The 17469-nt window shown below is 59.5% G+C and carries 13 protein-coding genes; 7 read left to right on the plus strand and 6 right to left on the minus strand.

Features of this window, described 5'->3' with window-relative positions; all coding sequences use genetic code 11:
• Positions 1–155: 155 nt before the first annotated feature.
• From AB4N47_RS19070 to AB4N47_RS19085, 4 genes are all read right to left on the minus strand, one after another.
• Entirely contained in the window at positions 156–629 is a 474-nt protein-coding gene (locus AB4N47_RS19070; RefSeq protein WP_341639076.1) for a hypothetical protein, read from the minus strand.
• Between the two features lie 355 nt (positions 630–984).
• The gene (locus AB4N47_RS19075) at positions 985–1248 is read right to left on the minus strand and encodes a hypothetical protein (RefSeq protein WP_071174375.1); all 264 of its coding nucleotides are present in this window, start codon (positions 1246–1248) and stop codon (positions 985–987) included.
• Between the two features lie 159 nt (positions 1249–1407).
• The gene (locus AB4N47_RS19080; protein WP_341639075.1) at positions 1408–2538 is read right to left on the minus strand and encodes an MFS transporter; all 1131 of its coding nucleotides are present in this window, start codon (positions 2536–2538) and stop codon (positions 1408–1410) included.
• 833 nt (positions 2539–3371) lie between these two features.
• Positions 3372–4955, minus strand: coding sequence for a peptide chain release factor 3 (locus tag AB4N47_RS19085; protein ID WP_016771727.1), 1584 nt, complete (start codon positions 4953–4955; stop codon positions 3372–3374).
• A gap of 358 nt (positions 4956–5313) precedes the next feature.
• Between AB4N47_RS19085 and AB4N47_RS19090 the strand changes: the two genes are divergently transcribed.
• The 5 genes from AB4N47_RS19090 to AB4N47_RS19110 all read left to right on the plus strand — a co-directional run bounded on the left by AB4N47_RS19090 (position 5314) and on the right by AB4N47_RS19110 (position 10555).
• Positions 5314–6003, plus strand: a complete 690-nt coding sequence (locus tag AB4N47_RS19090) for an ABC transporter permease (RefSeq protein WP_172667905.1) — start codon at positions 5314–5316, stop codon at positions 6001–6003.
• Positions 6004–6023: 20 nt separating this feature from the next.
• The gene (locus AB4N47_RS19095) at positions 6024–6917 is read left to right on the plus strand and encodes a glycine betaine ABC transporter substrate-binding protein (RefSeq protein ID WP_341639074.1); all 894 of its coding nucleotides are present in this window, start codon (positions 6024–6026) and stop codon (positions 6915–6917) included.
• A 13-nt stretch (positions 6918–6930) separates the two neighbouring features.
• Positions 6931–7584: an ABC transporter permease gene (locus tag AB4N47_RS19100; RefSeq protein WP_341639073.1), complete on the plus strand. Its 654-nt coding sequence runs from the start codon at positions 6931–6933 to the stop codon at positions 7582–7584.
• Positions 7581–8738 carry an osmoprotectant ABC transporter ATP-binding protein OsmV gene (locus AB4N47_RS19105; RefSeq protein ID WP_341639072.1) on the plus strand — a complete coding sequence of 386 codons (1158 nt, stop codon included), beginning with the start codon at positions 7581–7583 and terminating at the stop codon, positions 8736–8738. Before AB4N47_RS19100 ends, AB4N47_RS19105 begins: the two co-directional genes overlap by 4 nt.
• 653 nt (positions 8739–9391) lie before the next feature.
• Positions 9392–10555 carry a type III PLP-dependent enzyme gene (locus tag AB4N47_RS19110; RefSeq protein WP_016771733.1) on the plus strand — a complete coding sequence of 388 codons (1164 nt, stop codon included), beginning with the start codon at positions 9392–9394 and terminating at the stop codon, positions 10553–10555.
• A 144-nt stretch (positions 10556–10699) separates the two neighbouring features.
• Here the strand turns inward: AB4N47_RS19110 and AB4N47_RS19115 are convergent, their stop codons facing one another.
• Together AB4N47_RS19115 and AB4N47_RS19120 are read right to left on the minus strand one after the other, a co-directional pair.
• On the minus strand, positions 10700–11449 hold the full coding sequence (locus AB4N47_RS19115; protein ID WP_341639071.1) for a tetratricopeptide repeat protein: 750 nt from the start codon (positions 11447–11449) through the stop codon (positions 10700–10702).
• Entirely contained in the window at positions 11446–12126 is a 681-nt protein-coding gene (locus tag AB4N47_RS19120) for a Fe2+-dependent dioxygenase (protein ID WP_130928102.1), read from the minus strand. The genes AB4N47_RS19115 and AB4N47_RS19120 overlap by 4 nt, the downstream gene beginning before the upstream one ends.
• Before the next feature lie 207 nt (positions 12127–12333).
• On the opposite strand from AB4N47_RS19120, the gene AB4N47_RS19125 reads away from it, so the two are divergent.
• Together AB4N47_RS19125 and AB4N47_RS19130 are read left to right on the plus strand one after the other, a co-directional pair.
• Complete coding sequence (locus AB4N47_RS19125; RefSeq protein WP_341639070.1) at positions 12334–14649, plus strand: TonB-dependent receptor; 2316 nt, start codon at positions 12334–12336, stop codon at positions 14647–14649.
• Between the two features lie 215 nt (positions 14650–14864).
• A complete protein-coding gene (locus tag AB4N47_RS19130) occupies positions 14865–17393 on the plus strand; it encodes a sulfite reductase flavoprotein subunit alpha (RefSeq protein WP_341639184.1) in 2529 nt (842 codons plus the stop codon).
• Positions 17394–17469 lie beyond the last annotated feature (76 nt).

A 17469-nucleotide genomic window follows, 5' to 3' on the forward strand; every position in this document is an offset into this window, starting at 1 on the left:
ACAAAAACCCCTTGTACCTCGATTGCGCATCAGTCGAGGCCGAAGGGGTTTTTCTTTGCCCTGTGATTTATGTTTGGCTATCGCCTTCGCAGTCCGGATCATCAGTGTCCCACTCATCGTGGTCGAATCGTCGTCCTCGCCGCTGTCGCCCTCATTTATATCTTCTTCGCCAAAAACGCATCTAACTCTTTCTGCGCCCAATCAGCAAACTCATGGGAGCCCGTCTGGGCATCAAAAGTGCCCTCGCCCACAATGTGAATATCAGATCTGTTACCAAGTGGATCTGTTGCGAACAAATCAAATGAAACCTTGGCTTTACGTCCAGCAAAATTAAATATATCGAACGTGATACTTCCTCGGCTCACATAAGAAATTTCGGTTTCACGCTCCTTGTACGTAAAAGCATAAGGCTTCCCGGGGCCAAGTTCATAAGTCTGCCCCTGTTTAATCGTATCTTGACCTATAAAAAGAAACTCCTGATCAGGTCGGCAGACCGCCAGCAATGTAAACGGCTGTTCACCCGGATTACCTGAATGAATGGTAAACGACCCACGGTCACCGTTGAAGTCAGGCTTGGAGACTTTTGCAGTCACTTTTGCACTAAAGCCACCTTCATCATGAAAATCCATACCGATCTCCCTTTTAAAATAGATAGAGTTGAAGCCGCACCCCATACTTATTGATGAGAACCAGGTCGTCTACTGTCAAACCTGACAGGTTAACGATTCAGCAACTGCATAACGATGCAATTCCACGCATTTTTTGACAAAAATTCAAACCATTCACACGTGACAAACCAGCTATTTATTTATATTCATCCGAAAATAAAAACCCGCAGCTTTCGCGGCGGGATACGGGGGAAGCCATAAGTGTCTTAATAAATTTAAAGTACTTGCCGGAGCGGATGCGCATATGCGATACGGTCGCCCCTCTGCCTCGATTGCGCATCAGCCGAGGCAGAAGGGTTTTTCTTTGGTCGACTATCTATGTCTGGCTATCGCCTTCGTCATCCGGGTCATCGGTATCCGGATCGTCCGTGGTCGAGTCGTCGTCATCGGCGCTGCCACCCTGATTCATATCCCCCGGTTCCGACTCGGACTTGGCGAGCATCAGCCCGCTATGCCCGACCTGCCCATTGAACGCTTGAGATTCGTGATCCTCGCACTCGGCCCATGCCGTTGCGGTGCCGAGGGATAGCATCACCATCACTTTCAACAACATCAAAACCCGTAGCAATCTGCTTTTCATGGCCGACTCCATCCTGTTGCGCTAAGACATGCTTGCCGGACTGGCTCGATGTGAAATCTAGTTGCGATCCGACCGGCTCACCACTTAGGACGCGACCGCGCAGGCAGAAATGCCATCGAACGCCAGATTGCTTTCGAATAACCCCGATAACTGAAACAGCTAAGCGCCGCGCGTGGCCTGCCAGGTCAACGGAATAGAGAGCAGCACCAGCAGCGCACTCATCAGCCACACACTGTGCCCGCCAAACTGGCCGTAGAGTTGACCGCTGAGCACCGGCGACAACAACGCGCTGGCGCTCCAGCTCATGAAGAACAGCCCGAAGTACTGACCGCTCTTGCCGCTCTGCGCGAACTGCATCGCCAGCACATTCAATGGCGGCATGAACAGCGCCTCGCCCAGCGTCCAGATCAGCGTCGAAAAACAGACAAAAGCCAACCCGGAACCGTACGGCAACATGCCCAATCCGCAGGCCAACAGCACACTGCCGACGAGCATTTGCCAACGCGAGCCCCAACGCTCGACCGAGTGCGACAGCGGAATCTGCAGCGCGATCACCAACAGCGCATTGAGCCCGAACTGCCAGCCGATCGCTTCGGTGCTCAGGTGGTAGTAATCACGCAGATAATTGCCCAGCGTGCTGTACACCGTGTCGAAAGCGATGCCCAATACGGCCGTCGCCGCCAGCAGCCAGAGGAACGGCTTGTCGCGATACGGCAGGCTTGAGCCATCGATCGATTCGTCTTCAACCACTAGCACCGCCCGCCGCCACGTCGTGCGCACGAACCACAGCAACGCCAGCATCGTCATCGCCGCACTGGCGAAAAACACCCAACGAAAATCCGCCTGAGCCAACACTCCGCCCGCCACCCCGGCAGCGGCCATGCCCAGATTACGCGCTACCCGGCTCAGCGCTTGCGCACGGGAACGTTGCGCGACTTCGCAATACTCCATGATCAGCCGCTGATGCAACGTCCGAATCGCGCCATCGATGACACCGCTGAGCAACAGCAAACCGGCCAGCCACGGCACCTGCGGCACCAGCCCCAACAGCATCAGCACCCACACCGAAACGAAAAACAGCGCCGCCGTCAGCCGCGCCGTGCGCACATGATCACTGAGCCAACCTCCCAGCATCGAACCGACCAGCAACCCGGCGCCATAGGCCGAAAGCAACCAGCCCACGGTTTCAATCGCCAGGCCCAGCTCCTGACGCAGGTACAACGCCATGAACAGCTTGACCATGGCGCTGAGGCGATTGATGAACAACAGAGCCGCGAGGACCCAGGCCATGGGGGTGAAATAGCCTTTAAGAAGCAACAGGGGATTCAGCCGACTCGTCACTCCATTGACCTCTTCGAACGACTTGCAGGGACTGGAACACTACCGGTCAGCATGGCGGTTGTCGCATACCTGCACACCAAAACCAGGAAAAAAAGGATTCGCCCTACAACCTGCTGTAGGACATGCCGCAGGCCGAGAACTCTTGACCTTGATTTTCAAGCTCGCATTCTCCAACAGCCGAGCTGGATTGATTGCATCAAACAGAAAATCGTCGGCTCGCAGATCGCCTTCGCGAGCAGGCTCGCTCCCACAATTGGATTGGGGACGACCTCAAGAAACAGGTCGGCTGTCAGAGCAGGCTCGCTCCCACAGAAAAGCAAAGCAGCGCAGTTGCCCGCGGCAAAGCCGCCCCACTCAACAATGAGCGCAAGCTCGAGTGCTTTTGATCTTGCTGTTGATCCACCGGCGACGTCGGAAGGCTGAGTGGAGGGATTGATCCGGGGGTGGGAGCGTAGCGACCGTTCGACGAAGTCGAACACAGCGGAAGGAGGTGCAGCGAAGCAAACCGTAGCCGCTGCGCCCGGATCAGTCCCGGAGCGAAGGAACCCGAGCCTGCGAGGGCCGAACGCAGGAGCAAGCCTTTTCGGTTACCTTTTCGGCGTTTGGAAAAGGTGACTCGCCGTAAGGGCGAAACCGCCAGCCGCAGCACCCGCAGCAACGGATATTCACCCAAAACCCCAACAGCCTGGTCGGCCCAAAGGCCGCCAAGACCAAAACCGGCAGCCCATAAAAAAGCCCCCAAGGCCTACACCTCAGGGGCTTTCAGAAAAACACCTCAAATCTTAATGATGCTCCCGCGTCGCGCGGAATTTCACATCCGGCCAGCGCTCTTCCATCAACGCCAGATTCACCCGTGTCGGCGCCAGGTAAGTCAGGTGACCACCGCCATCGAGCGCGAGGTTCTCCACCGCCTTGTTGGAAAACTCCTCAAGCTTCTTCTTGTCGTCGCACTCGATCCAGCGCGCCGAATACACGGTGATCGGCTCATACGAGCACTCGACCTTGTATTCCTCTTTCAAGCGGCTGGCGACCACATCGAACTGCAGCACACCAACGGCGCCGAGAATGATGTCGTTGCTGCGCTCGGGGAAGAACACCTGCGTCGCGCCCTCTTCCGCCAACTGCTGCAGCCCCTGACGCAACTGCTTGGATTTCAGCGGATCACGCAGACGCACGCGACGGAACAGTTCCGGGGCGAAGTGCGGAATACCGGTGAAACCGAGGACTTCGCCTTCGCTGAAGGTGTCGCCGATCTGGATCGTGCCGTGGTTGTGCAGACCGATGATGTCGCCGGCGTAGGCCTCTTCCAGTTGCTCACGCTCGGAGGAGAAGAACGTCAGGGCGTCGCCGATGCGCACGTCCTTGCCGGTACGCACGTGGCGCATCTTCATGCCTTTTTCGTACTTGCCCGAGCAGATACGCATGAAGGCGATGCGGTCGCGGTGTTTCGGGTCCATGTTCGCCTGGATCTTGAAGATGAAACCCGAGAACTTCTCCTCCACCGGCTCGACAGTACGCTCGTTGGCCACACGGGCCAGCGGACGCGGCGCCCAATCGACGACAGCATCGAGCACATGGTCGACACCAAAATTGCCCAGCGCGGTACCGAAGAAAACCGGAGTCAGTTGACCGTCGAGGAATTCCTGCTGGTTGAATTCGTGGCAGGCGCCCTGTACCAGTTCCAGCTGCTCGATGAAGCGCTCGTACTCATCGCCCAGGTGCGCGCGCGCCTCGTCGGAGTCGAGTTTCTCGATGATCTTGGTTTCGGTGCGCTCGTGACCGTGACCGGCGGTGTAGACAATGATGTAGTCGTCGGCCAGGTGATACACGCCCTTGAAATCGCGGTAGCAACCGATCGGCCAGGTGATCGGCGCAGCCTTGATCTTCAGAACGGCTTCGATCTCGTCGAGCAGTTCGATCGGGTCGCGGATGTCACGGTCGAGTTTGTTGATGAAGCTGACAATCGGTGTGTCACGCAGACGGCAGACGTCCATCAGCGCAATGGTCCGTGGCTCAACACCCTTACCGCCGTCGAGCACCATCAGGGCCGAGTCCACCGCTGTCAGGGTGCGGTAGGTGTCTTCGGAGAAGTCTTCGTGGCCCGGAGTGTCGAGCAGGTTGATCATGTGTTCGCGATAGGGGAACTGCATGACCGACGTGGTAATGGAAATACCCCGCTGTTTCTCCATCTCCATCCAGTCGGATGTCGCATGGCGATCGGATTTACGGGATTTCACCGTACCGGCCACTGCAATCGCCTTGCCCATCAACAGGAGCTTTTCGGTGATCGTGGTTTTACCGGCATCGGGGTGGGAAATAATGGCGAAAGTGCGGCGTTTCGCGACTTCGGCGGCCTGTTGGGTCATGGGAAATCGCCTGGCGGTGATTCAAAAAAGGGCCGCGATTATAGCCCAACTCGCTGCAATAACCGAACCGTTGAGCACATTAAGGGTGGCCAAATGCTGCCTCAGATGGGAACCTTTTAAAGCACGGAGACGTCCATCCCCTGTTACGAACTTTCGTCAGGGGCTGAAAAATCAGCAAGTTAGCCTGACGAGGCTGCGCTCATGGCTCGCTTTCAGACCGCTTTGCCGGCTCTGAAAAACGGCTACTTTTCGCGAACGACGCTCCCGGCAGCCAAGGCTTGGCATGCCACACGGGACTGCGCTCGCCGACTACAAAAAAAGGAGTCCGCCTGTGGCTATCCGCTATGGCAAAGGGCTGATGGGAGGTGCGGTGGTGATCGCGCTCCTGGCCCTGCTGGTCCACTGGATCGGCATCAACACGATCGAACACTACCGCGACGATTTGTTGTTTTACCTGCAAGCTCATCTGATTCTCGTCCTCGCTTCCATGCTGGCCGCCCTTGTCGTGGGCATTCCCGCCGGTATCTTCCTCAGCCGCCCGACCATGGTCGGCCGCGCCGAACGCTTCATGCAGATCTTCAATATCGGCAACACCGTGCCACCGTTGGCCGTGCTCGCGATTGCGCTGGGCATCCTCGGCATCGGCAGTGGGCCGGCGATCTTCGCCCTGTTCCTCGCCTCGCTGTTGCCGATCGTGCGCAACACCTATGAAGGCCTGAAAAATGTGCAGGGCTCGCTGAAAGAAGCCGCTGTCGGCATCGGCATGACGCCGCGCCAAGTGCTATGGAAAGTCGAATTGCCCAACGCCGTGCCGATCATCGTCGGTGGCGTGCGGGTCGCACTGGCGATCAACGTCGGCACCGCGCCGCTGGCGTTCCTGATCGGCGCCAACAGCCTCGGCAGCCTGATCTTCCCCGGCATCGCCCTGAACAATCAGCCGCAACTGCTGCTCGGCGCCGCGTGCACCGCGCTGTTGGCGCTGTTGCTCGATGGCGTGGTCACCCTCGCCAGCCGTCTCTGGCTGGAACGCGGTTTGCGCCCGTCTTAAGGCTTTGCGAAGGAATATTTATGAAACGACTTAGCTTGATCTTAGGCTGCGTCCTGCTGTTCGCAGGAATCGCGCAAGCCGCTGAAAAACCGCTCATCCGCCTCGGCGCCCGGGTCTTCACAGAGCAGACCCTGCTCGCCGAAATCACCGCGCAATACCTGCGCAGCAAAGGCTACGACGCGCAGATCACCGGCGGTCTGGGCAGCAACCTCGCGCGCAGCGCCCACGAAAGCGGCCAATTGGACCTGCTCTGGGAATACACCGGCGTGTCGCTGGTGGCCTACAACCATGTCACCGAGAAACTCGACAGCGCGCAATCCTACGCCCGGGTCAAAGAACTCGACGCGAAAAAAGGCCTGGTCTGGCTGACGCCGTCGAAATTCAGCAACACCTACGCCCTCGCTTTGCCGAAAAAAGTCGCCGAGCAATACCCGCAGATCGGCAATATCAGCCAGCTCAACGAAGTGCTGCGCGCCGAGGCCAAGACCAACCACCTGGTGGCGCTGGATACCGAGTTCGCCAACCGCTCTGACGGTCTCGACGGCATGGTCAAACTCTACGACATGAACCTGACCCGCAAGAACATCCGCCAGATGGACGCCGGCCTGGTCTACACCGCGCTACGCAACGGTCAGGTGTTTGCCGGCCTGGTCTACACCACCGATGGCCGTCTCAATGCCTTCGGCCTGAAATTGCTGGAAGACGACAAGCATTACTTCCCCGACTACACCGCCGCTCCCGTGGTGCGTCAGGCCACGCTGGACGCCAACCCGAAACTGGCCGAACAACTCAAGCCGCTGGCCGAACTGTTCGACGACGAAACCATGCGCCAACTCAACGCGCGGGTCGACGTCGACCACGAAAGCCCATCGTCCGTTGCCGCCGATTTCCTGCGCCAGCACCCACTGAATTAAGAGAGGAGAAGTCATGGAATTTCTGAACGCCTTTTCCCATCTCGACTGGCAGCAGGTGATGCACCTGACCTGGCAGCACATCACTCTGGTCGGCATCGCCGTGACCCTGGCGATTGTCGTTGGCGTGCCACTGGGCATCCTGATGACCCGCTTTCCGACCCTTGCCGGGCCGTTGCAGGCCAGCGCCACGGTGCTGCTGACCGTGCCGTCGATTGCCCTGTTCGGTCTGCTGTTGCCGTTCTACTCCAAGTTCGGCCAGGGCCTCGGGCCACTGCCAGCGATCACTGCCGTGTTCCTTTATTCACTGCTGCCGATCATGCGCAACACCTACCTCGCCCTGACCGGCGTCGAGCCGGGCATCCGCGAAGCCGCGCGCGGCATCGGCATGACCTTCGGCCAGCGCCTGCGCATGGTTGAACTGCCGATCGCGGTGCCGGTAATCCTCGCTGGCGTGCGCACCGCCGTGGTGATGAACATCGGCGTGATGACCATCGCCGCGACCATCGGCGCCGGCGGCCTCGGTGTGTTGATCCTCGCCTCCATCAGCCGCAGTGACATGTCGATGCTTATCGTCGGCGCGCTGCTGGTCAGTCTTCTGGCGATTTTCGCCGACCTCGTTTTGCAGTGGCTGCAACGCTCGCTGACTCCAAAAGGATTACTCAAATGATCGAACTTCAAAACCTCAGCAAAACTTTCCAAAGCAACGGCAAAGATGTCAAAGCCGTGGACTCGGTGAGCCTGACCGTCAATGAAGGCGAGATCTGCGTATTCCTCGGGCCATCGGGTTGCGGCAAAAGCACCACGCTGAAAATGATCAACCGCCTGATCAAACCGACCTCGGGCAAGATCCTGATCAACGGCGAAGACACCACCGATCTCGACGAAGTGACCCTGCGCCGCAACATCGGCTACGTGATTCAGCAGATCGGTCTGTTCCCGAACATGACCATCGAAGAGAACATCGTCGTCGTGCCGAAACTGCTCGGCTGGGACAAACAGAAATGCCACGACCGCGCCCGCGAACTGATGAGCATGATCAAGCTCGAGCCCAAGCAGTATCTGCATCGCTACCCGCGTGAATTGTCCGGTGGTCAGCAACAGCGTATTGGCGTGATCCGTGCTTTGGCGGCGGATGCGCCGCTGCTGCTGATGGACGAGCCGTTCGGCGCGGTCGACCCGATCAATCGCGAGATGATCCAGAACGAATTCTTCGAGATGCAACGCGCGCTGAACAAGACCGTGATCATGGTCAGCCATGACATCGACGAGGCGATCAAACTGGGCGACAAGATCGCGATCTTCCGCGCCGGCAAACTGCTGCAAATCGATCATCCGGACACCCTGCTCGCGCACCCGGCGGATGAGTTCGTCAGCAACTTCGTCGGTCAGGACAGCACCCTCAAGCGTCTGCTGTTGGTGAAAGCCGAAGACGCGGCAGACAACGCGCCATCGGTGAGCCCGGAAACGCCGGTGGCCGATGCGCTGGAATTGATGGACGAACACGACCGTCGCTACGTCGTGGTGACGTGCGCCGAAAACAAGGCGCTGGGCTACGTACGCCGTCGCGACCTGCATCGCCAGACCGGCACCTGCGCGCAATTCCTGCGTGAGTTCAACGCCACCGCAGCGTACGACGAGCACCTGCGCATCCTGCTGTCGCGCATGTACGAGTTCAACCGCGCCTGGCTGCCGGTGATGGATGCCGAACGAGTGTTCCTTGGCGAGGTGACGCAGGAGTCGATTGCGGCCTACCTGAGCTCGGGACGTTCGCGCGGCATGAAGACCAGTATCGTCTCGCCGGCTGAGACCGTCGTCGCATAAACCATCTGCGCGGTTGAAACCCGATCCCTGTGGGAGCGAGCCTGCTCGCGAAAGCGCAATATCAGTCCACGCTGATGGCGGCTGTGAAAATGCCTTCGCGAGCAGGCTCGCTCCCACAGGATCTACGCAACTTTGTTGATCTTCACTGGGTGACAAAGAATCTCAACACCCTCTCCTGCAAGAGCGTCGTCAATTCAGCCTCTTCAAGGTTCAAATCCCCCTTCAAAAGACTCTCTCGCCGCCAACGTCGCCGATGTTGCTGCCATCACACTTACCAGCGATCTAGCCGACAAAAGCCGCGAACGTGCAGGTATTTTTAACACTCGAAAATTCGCCGGGAACATCTGCCCGTCATCTCGGTCGGGTAGAAGGAGTGATGAACGCGACGCACGTCAGAAGCGTGCAAAAACGCGACATTTTTAGTTGATCTCGCGCCCCTCACGCCCTAAAGTTCGCGCCGAACGTCCATGCTGGAAACGATCCATCCGGCTCAAGTACTGACGACGAGACAGCGAGGCCAAGGGATAGCTGCACATCTCTGGGCCTTTTTGCTTTCGGCGACATGCCTTGGGAAGTAGGCGAACCAAAGTGGGGATACGGAGGGCGTTCATGCACCCATTGATTAACTTAGTTTGCCAGCAGGAGTTCCCAGCATGTCGATCCAGGTCGAAGACTATTTCGCGCGCGCTACATTCGACAAAATGAAGGCGTTCGCCGACAAACAGGAAACCCCGTTCGTGGTGATCGACACCGCGATGATCGCCCAGGCCTACGATGACCTGCGCGCCGGTTTCGAATTCGCCAAGGTCTACTACGCGGTCAAGGCCAACCCGGCCGTCGAGATTATCGACCTGCTCAAAGACAAGGGCTCGAGCTTCGACATCGCCTCGATCTACGAGCTGGACAAGGTCATGGATCGCGGCGTCAGCCCGGACCGTATCAGCTACGGCAACACCATCAAGAAATCCAAGGACATCCGCTACTTCTACGAGAAGGGCGTGCGTCTGTTCTCCACCGACTCCGAAGCCGACCTGCGCAACATCGCCAAGGCTGCACCGGGTTCGAAAGTCTATGTGCGCATCCTCACTGAAGGCTCGACCACCGCTGACTGGCCGCTGTCGCGCAAGTTCGGCTGCCAGACCGACATGGCCATGGACCTGCTGATCCTCGCCCGTGACCTGGGTCTGGTGCCGTACGGCATCTCCTTCCACGTCGGCTCGCAACAGCGCGACATCAGCGTCTGGGACGCAGCGATCGCCAAGGTCAAAGTGATTTTCGAACGCCTGAAAGAAGAAGACGGCATTCATCTGAAGCTGATCAACATGGGCGGTGGCTTCCCGGCCAACTACATCACCCGCACCAACAGCCTGGAAACCTACGCCGAAGAGATCATCCGCTTCCTGAAAGAAGACTTCGGCGATGACCTGCCGGAAATCATTCTCGAGCCGGGCCGTTCGCTGATTGCCAACGCCGGTATCCTGGTCAGCGAAGTGGTGCTGGTTGCGCGCAAATCCCGCACTGCGGTCGAGCGCTGGGTGTACACCGATGTGGGCAAGTTCTCCGGCCTGATCGAAACCATGGACGAAGCGATCAAGTTCCCGATCTGGACTGAGAAGAAAGGCGAGATGGAAGAAGTCGTGATCGCCGGCCCGACCTGCGACAGCGCCGACATCATGTACGAGAACTACAAGTACGGCTTGCCGCTGAACCTGGCGATTGGTGATCGTCTGTACTGGTTGTCGACCGGTGCGTACACCACCAGCTACAGCGCGGTCGAGTTCAATGGCTTCCCGCCGCTGAAGTCGTTTTACGTTTAAGGAGCAGCTGCAAGAGAAAAGCCCATGACGTGTCATGGGCTTTTTTGTGTCCGCAAATCCCATGTAGGAGCTGCCGCAGGCTGCGATCTTTTGATCTGGCTTTTAAAAAAATCAAAGGCAAAAGATCGCAGCCTGCGGCAGCTCCTACAGGGATTGCGCGTAGCGTTGGGAATATTGATTGGCCATGGCCTGGATTCTGGGATCCGTAGCGCTCGCCAGCGTCTGACTCGCCACCCGCAGGAAATTCAGATTGCCGGCGGCCAAGGCTTTCTCCAGCCAATCGACCGCTTCATCAACCCGCCCCTCAGCCGCCAACACCGCGGCATAACTGAACTGCCCACGAAAATCCCCTGCCTCGGCCGAACGCCGATACCACTCGCGCGCCGCCAGCGGATCCGCCGGACACACCTGCCCTTCCTCCAGATAACGCCCCAGCAGATTCATCGATTTCGCATGGCCCAACTCAGCCGCGCGCCGATACAACGCCAGCGCTTGCTGATGATCAACCGTCACCCCGCGCCCGGTCGCCAGCAAGTTGGCCAGGTTGTACATCGCCCAATCAAGCCCCGCCTCGGCGGCGGCTCGATAATGCTGCGCCGCCACCGAGGCATCCGCCGCACATCCCCAACCATGCTCATGGCAACGCCCCAGCATGTTGCGCGCCATCAGATGCCCGCGATTGGCGGCAATAGCGAACCAGCGCAGCGCCAATGGCTGATCCTGGGCGATGCCTTGGCCATCCAGCAGGATCTGCCCAAGCAACGCCTGCGCTTCAACCTCGCCCTCGCCCGCCGCCAGCAAAATCGCCTGCGCAGCGCGGGCCGGGCTTTCTTCAAGCATTGCCGCCAACCCGGCCGCATCGAGAACTTCCTCGCGGCGCAACTGGAAACTCATACCTCGACCCAGCGCCGCAGCAGGTTGTGATAAGTGCCAGTGAGGCGGATCAGCGAAGGGTGATCAGGCATGTCCTGCGTAAGCTGCTGAATCGCCCCGTCCATTTCGAACAGCAAGGCGCGCTGGCTGTCTTCGCGCACCAGGCTCTGCGTCCAGAAAAACGAGGCATAACGCGCTCCACGTGTAACCGCGTTGACCTTGTGCAAACTGGTGCCCGGATACAACACCATGTCGCCGGCTGGCAGCTTCACGCGCTGGGTGCCGTAGGTGTCCTGAATCTCCAGTTCGCCGCCGTCGTAATCTTCCGGCTCGCTGAAAAACAGCGTCGCCGACAGATCGGTGCGCACCCGCTCGATGCTGCCCTTGGGCTGGCGCACGGCGTTGTCGATATGGAAATCGAAACTGCCGCCAGCCGTGTAGCAGTTCACCAACGGCGGGAAGACCTTGTGCGGCAATGCGGCAGACATGAACAGCGGATTCTTCCACAGTCGCTCGAGCATCGCCGCGCCGATTTCCTTCGCCAGTGGATGGCCTTCGGGCAGTTGCAGATTGTGCTTGGCCTTGGCCGACTGGAAGCCGGCGGTGATCTTGCCGTCGGCCCAATCCGCTTGCTCCAGGGCTTGGCGGATGCGCTGCACTTCGTCTTTTGCGAACAGCCCGGGAATGTGCAGCAGCATGGCGATGTCACCTGATGGCAAGAAGGCGGCAATGGTATTGATTCTTATTGCCCATGTAAAACCCGCAAGACGAACGAACAGGCAGAAACCGTAAGGGCAAATTGTAAAGAATGTAAATTCAATGCGAATAACAATGTTTCGCAATTGATACGAATACTTGTTTACCCTATATTTCGCCGCCTCAAATCCTTGGGGAGGGGAATAAAAATGGCACGTCAACACGCACAATTACCGGTCAGTTCACCACGTCTGCTCGCCTCGGCAATCGGTGTCGCAATCACCGCCGGCTCGGCTGGGCAGATGGTCTTCGCGGCGGAAAAAACCGACAGCAAAGCGTCCGGCAACGCCATCGCCCTGGACGCCACCGCCATCACCGGCGAAGCCCAGGACTCGACGTCCTACCAGGTCGAAAAAGCCTCCTCGCCCAAGTACACCGCACCGCTGGTCGACACCCCGCGCTCGGTCACCGTCATCCCGCAACAAGTGCTCAAGGACACCGGCGCGCTGAACATGCAGGACGCGCTGCGCACCGTGCCGGGCATCACCTTCGGCGCCGGTGAAGGCGGCAACCCGCAGGGCGATCGTCCGTTCATTCGCGGCTTCGACGCCCAGGGCGACACGTATCTGGACGGCGTGCGCGATACCGGTTCGCAAAGCCGTGAAATCTTCGCCGTGGAAAACATCGAAGTCAGCAAAGGCCCGAACTCGGCGATCGGCGGTCGCGGCGCGGCCGGCGGCAGCATCAATCTGGTGAGCAAGAAAGCGCACCTGGGCAACTCCTTCGACGGCGGCTTCACCTATGGCTCCGACCAGACCCAGCGCTACACCCTCGACGGTAACTACCAGTTCAGCGACAGCGCTGCCGGCCGTCTCAACCTGATGAGCCACGAGAGCAACGTCGCCGGTCGCGACAAGGTCGATTACGACCGCTGGGGCATCGCGCCGTCGCTGGCCTTCGGCCTGGGCACCGATACCCGCGTCAACCTCGACTACTACCATCTGGAAAGCAACGACACCCCGGACTCGGGCATCCCGTACACCATTCCCACCGGTGGTTCGGCCGCACGCACCAAGTCCAACCCGGACAAGCCATACGCCGGGGGCGATCACGACAACTTCTATGGTCTGGATCGCGACTTCCGCAAGGGCCGCACCGACACCGCGACCTTCGCCATCGAGCACGACCTGAACGATGCGCTGACCATCAAGAACACCCTGCGCCACGGCAGCAGCATGCAGGATTACATCCTCACCCAGCCGGACGACAGCAAGGGCAACGTCAACAACGGCAGCGTCTGGCGTCGGGCCAACACGCGGGTGAGCAATACTGAAACCACCACCAACCAGACCGACCTGTTCGGCACCTTCTACGTGGCCGGTTTCAAGAACAGCTTCTCCACCGGTGTCGAATACACCCGCGAGCAGAGCGAGAAATCCTCGTACAACGTCAACACCGACACCACGCCGCGCACCAGCGCCATCACTACCAACTGCAACCCTGGCCTGATCGGTGCCGCCAGCGGGTACAACTGCACCTCGCTGTCGAACCCGAACCCGAACGATCCGTGGAACGGTGCGATCTCGCGCAACTACGCCGGCACCGACACCCAGGCCGACACCTACGCACTGTACGTGTTCGACACGCTGGAGTTGTCCGAGCAATGGCTGGTGAACATGGGCCTGCGCTACGACCACTTCGACACCGACTACAAAACCTACAACGCCGCAGGGACCACCACCTCCAAGGGTGATGACACCAGCGAATTCGTCACCGGCCAGTTCGGCGTGGTCTACAAGCCGGCGGAAAACGGCAGCATCTACGCCTCTTATGCGACCTCGGCGACGCCGCCGGGCAACACTTTGGGCGAAGGTCAGGAAGGCAACCCGCTGGGCGGCACCCCGGATCGCAGCGGCAACCTGCTGAGCAGCGACATGGAGCCGGAAACCACCAAGAACTACGAGATCGGCACCAAGTGGGATCTGCTCAATGATCGCCTGTCGCTGACCGCCGACATCTTCCGCACCGAGAAGGAAAACGCTCGCGTGCAGGTCGACACCAGCTCCTACGAGAACGCCGGCAAGACCCGCGTACAAGGCTTTGAACTGTCGGCCAGCGGCAAGATCACCGACAAGTGGCAGGTGTTCGCCGGTTACGCCTTCATGGACAGCGAACAGGTTGACGGTGGCCCGCTGGGTCGTGCCAACGACGGCAACGATCTGCCGAACACACCGAAAAACAGCGCCAGCCTGTGGACCACGTATCAGGTCACGCCGAAGCTGACGATCGGTGGTGGCGCGTTCTACGTCGACGACGTCTACGGCAGTGTCGCCAACACGACGATGGTCGATTCGTACGTGCGTTACGACGCGATGGCGGCCTACAAGCTGACCAAGAACGTCGACCTGCAACTCAACGTGCAGAACCTGACCGACGAAACCTATTACGACAAAGCCTTCTCGACCCACTTCGCCAATCAGGCGGCGGGACGTACGGCGCTGTTGAGCACCAATTTCCACTTCTGACCCTGTAGGAGCTGCGGCACGCTGCGATCTTTTTCATCTTGCTTTTGATTCTGCAAAAAAATCAAAAGATCGCAGCCTTCGGCAGCTCCTACAAAGAACAATCGGCCCCGTTCATTCAGTTGAACGGGGCTTTCGTGTGTTACGCAAAACGCTTCTTGATAACCCACGGCATAATGCGCGCCGTGATGACAATTTCCGAACGGACGGCGAGTGACGTGTTGAAGAAAACCCTGTTCCAGTTGCACTGGTTTTTTGGCATCACCGCAGGGCTGGTGCTGGCTCTGATGGGCATCACCGGCGCGGCCTATTCGTTTCAGGACGAGATCCTGCGCGCGCTGAATCCGTCCGTTCTGCAGGTGGAAAAGCAGGTCGCCGGCGTGCTGCCGCCAGTTGAACTGGTGGAGCGCATCGAAGCCGCGTCCGGCAAGAAAGTCGCGATGCTCTGGGTCGAGACCGACAGCGGTCACGCCGCACGGGTATTCTTCACTCCGCCCAAGGGCGAACGGCGTGGCGAGATGCGCTACTTCGATCCGTACACCGCCGAGTTCAAGGGCGATGCCACCGGTCAGGATTTCTTCGGCCTGATGCTGCAACTGCACCGCTTCCTCGCCATGGGCGACACCGGGCGCAACATCACCGGCGCCTGCACCTTGATGCTGTTGTTCTTCTGTCTCTCTGGCCTGTATTTGCGTTGGCCGCGCCAATGGAACAGCTGGCGCGTGTGGTTGACCCTGGACTGGAAAAAGAAGGGCCGCGCGTTCAATTGGGATCTGCACTCGGTGGCCGGCACCTGGTGCCTTTTGGTCTATTTGCTGCTGGCGTTGACCGGTTTGTCATGGTCGTACGAGTGGTACAACAAAGGCCTGACCCGACTGCTTTCCGACGCGCCGCAAAACGAACGCGTACGCGGCGGTCGCGGCCCGGCGCCGGAAGGTCCGGCACCGACCGCCGACTACGCGGCGATGTGGAGCAGCATCTACAGCGCTGCCGGCCCGGGTCTGGCCGCGTACAACATTCGCATGCCGGCGGTGGCCGGCCAACCGGCGACGGTGTTCTACCTGCTCGACAGCTCGCCCCATGACCGCGCGCTGAATCAGATCACCCTCGATCCGGCCACCGGCGTGGTCAAACGCGTCGACCGCTATGCCGACAAAAGCTTCAAGGCCCAACTGCTGACCAGCATTTATGCGCTGCACGTCGGCAGCTATTTTGGCCTCGTCGGGCGCATCATCGTGACGATTGCGGCGGTGTGCATGCCGCTGTTTTTCATCACTGGCTGGCTGCTGTATCTGGACCGTCGACGCAAGAAAAAGCAGATCAAGGATGCCCGCCAAGGTCTCGCACAACCGTCCGCCGATGCTTCGGCGTGGCTGATCGGTTTCGCCAGCCAGAGCGGATACGCCGAGCAACTGGCGTGGCAGACCGCCGGACAATTGCAGGCCGCCGGATTGCCGGTCAACGTGCAGCCGCTGGCCAATCTGAGCGAACAGGATCTGCGTGAGTCGAACAACGCATTGTTCGTGGTCAGCACCTTCGGCGACGGCGAAGCGCCGGACAGCGCCCGTGGTTTCGAACGCAAAGTGCTGGCCAAGGCCTCGACACTCGACAGCCTCAACTACGCCGTGCTCGGTCTCGGCGATCGGCAGTATGCGCACTTCTGCGGCTTCGCCAAGCGCTTGCATCAATGGCTCGGCGAGCACGGCGGCAAGACCTTGTTCGCCCCGGTGGAGGTCGACAGCGGCGATCCTTACGCGTTGCGTCACTGGCAAACGCAACTCGGCCAGCTCACCGGACAGGCGCCGAGCGAAACCTGGCAAGCACCGAGCTACGACAACTGGACGCTGGTCCGGCGCGACCTGATGAACCCCGACAGCAGCGGCGCGCCGGTCTTTCTGCTCGGCCTCAAAGCCCCGGACACCCGCAGTTGGCTGGCCGGTGACCTGGTCGAAGTGCTGCCACGCAATTGCCCGTGGGCCATCGAACATTTCCTCGACGGCCTCGGCATTCGGGGCGAAACCCCGGTGAAGGTCAACGGCATCGACGAACCACTGGAAGTGGCCCTCGCCTCACGCCAACTGCCCGAGCACCGCGCGCATCTGGTCGGCCTGCATGCGCAGTCGCTGGTCGACGCAATGGTGCCGCTGGCGATGCGCGAATACTCGATCGCCTCGATTGCTGCTGACGGCGTGCTGGAACTGATCGTGCGTCAGGAACAGCACAACGACGGCAGCCTCGGCATCGGCTCAGGCTGGCTCACCGAGCATGCGCCTGTGGGCGGCAGCATCAGCCTGCGCGTGCGGCGCAACAGCGGTTTCCATCTGCCGAACGAGCCGGTGCCGATGATCCTGCTGGGCAACGGCACTGGTCTGGCCGGCCTGCGCAGCTTGCTCAAGGCACGCATTGCCGACGGCCAGCAACGGCAGTGGCTGCTGTTCGGCGAGCGTAACCGCGAGCACGATTTCCTCTGCCGCGCCGAGCTGGAGGAATGGCTGGTCAATGGTGATCTGGCGCGGCTGGAACTGGCGTTTTCACGGGATCAGGCTGAGAAGATTTATGTGCAGGATCGCTTGCGTGAGTCGGCGGATGAATTGAAGAAATGGTTGGCAGATGGTGCCGTCATCTATATCTGCGGCAGCCTTCAAGGTATGGCCTCAGGCGTGGACCTGGCCCTCAACGATATCCTCGGCAGCGCCGAAGTCGAACGCCTGATCGAACAGGGCCGCTATCGCCGGGATGTTTACTGACCCAACACCATCCCCTTGTGGTGCGAGCCTGCTCGCGAAGGCGATTTAACAGTCAACATTGGTGTTGGCTGTAAGT

The sequence above is a fragment of the Pseudomonas sp. S3_G06 genome (genome assembly GCF_054667565.1).

Bases quoted from the DNA above. Each gene is read 5' to 3' on its own strand.
- AB4N47_RS19115 (WP_341639071.1), bottom strand. From the start codon at position 11,449: ATGAGTTTCCAGTTGCGCCGCGAGGAAGTTCTCGATGCGGCCGGGTTG.
- AB4N47_RS19090 (WP_172667905.1), top strand. From the start codon at position 5,314: ATGGGAGGTGCGGTGGTGATCGCGCTCCTGGCCCTGCTGGTCCACTGG.
- AB4N47_RS19100 (WP_341639073.1), top strand. From the start codon at position 6,931: ATGGAATTTCTGAACGCCTTTTCCCATCTCGACTGGCAGCAGGTGATG.
- AB4N47_RS19095 (WP_341639074.1), top strand. From the start codon at position 6,024: ATGAAACGACTTAGCTTGATCTTAGGCTGCGTCCTGCTGTTCGCAGGA.
- AB4N47_RS19105 (WP_341639072.1), top strand. From the start codon at position 7,581: ATGATCGAACTTCAAAACCTCAGCAAAACTTTCCAAAGCAACGGCAAA.
- AB4N47_RS19085 (WP_016771727.1), bottom strand. From the start codon at position 4,955: ATGACCCAACAGGCCGCCGAAGTCGCGAAACGCCGCACTTTCGCCATT.
- AB4N47_RS19110 (WP_016771733.1), top strand. From the start codon at position 9,392: ATGTCGATCCAGGTCGAAGACTATTTCGCGCGCGCTACATTCGACAAA.
- AB4N47_RS19120 (WP_130928102.1), bottom strand. From the start codon at position 12,126: ATGCTGCTGCACATTCCCGGGCTGTTCGCAAAAGACGAAGTGCAGCGC.
- AB4N47_RS19075 (WP_071174375.1), bottom strand. From the start codon at position 1,248: ATGAAAAGCAGATTGCTACGGGTTTTGATGTTGTTGAAAGTGATGGTG.
- AB4N47_RS19080 (WP_341639075.1), bottom strand. From the start codon at position 2,538: ATGGCCTGGGTCCTCGCGGCTCTGTTGTTCATCAATCGCCTCAGCGCC.
- AB4N47_RS19125 (WP_341639070.1), top strand. From the start codon at position 12,334: ATGGCACGTCAACACGCACAATTACCGGTCAGTTCACCACGTCTGCTC.
- AB4N47_RS19070 (WP_341639076.1), bottom strand. From the start codon at position 629: ATGGATTTTCATGATGAAGGTGGCTTTAGTGCAAAAGTGACTGCAAAA.